This window comes from Ectothiorhodospira mobilis, assembly GCF_016584115.1.
In the GTDB taxonomy this organism is placed as follows: domain Bacteria; phylum Pseudomonadota; class Gammaproteobacteria; order Ectothiorhodospirales; family Ectothiorhodospiraceae; genus Ectothiorhodospira; species Ectothiorhodospira mobilis.
Genome location: NZ_NRSK01000111.1, coordinates 1 through 275, shown reverse-complemented (window position 1 = coordinate 275; position 275 = coordinate 1). Strand labels below are relative to the sequence as shown.

1 protein-coding gene is annotated in these 275 nt (G+C 62.9%); it reads left to right on the top strand.

Translation table 11 applies throughout. From position 1 onward, the window contains the following. The coding region (locus CKO33_RS13330; RefSeq protein WP_200182706.1) for an extracellular solute-binding protein at positions 1–275 on the top strand (275 nt) is incomplete at both ends.

The window sequence follows — 275 nt, the reverse complement described above, 5'->3', positions numbered from 1 at the left end:
CTGCCGCAGACGGTCGGTTACGCGAACAACCAGGATTACACCAAGAACCAGGCGGCCCTCATGGCGGACAAGGCTCTCTTCTGCCCTGACGGTTCCTGGGTGGCGGGGGAGATGAAAGACGCTCCGCGCAGCGCCGGCTTCGCGTGGGGGCTCACGACAGTGCCGGCCATGAAGAAGGAAGACCGGCACCTCACCAGCTTCATCGAGAGCGTGTGGATCCCCAGTGGCGCGAAGAATAAGGCCTCGGCGAAAACCTTCATCGCCTGGCTCTACTC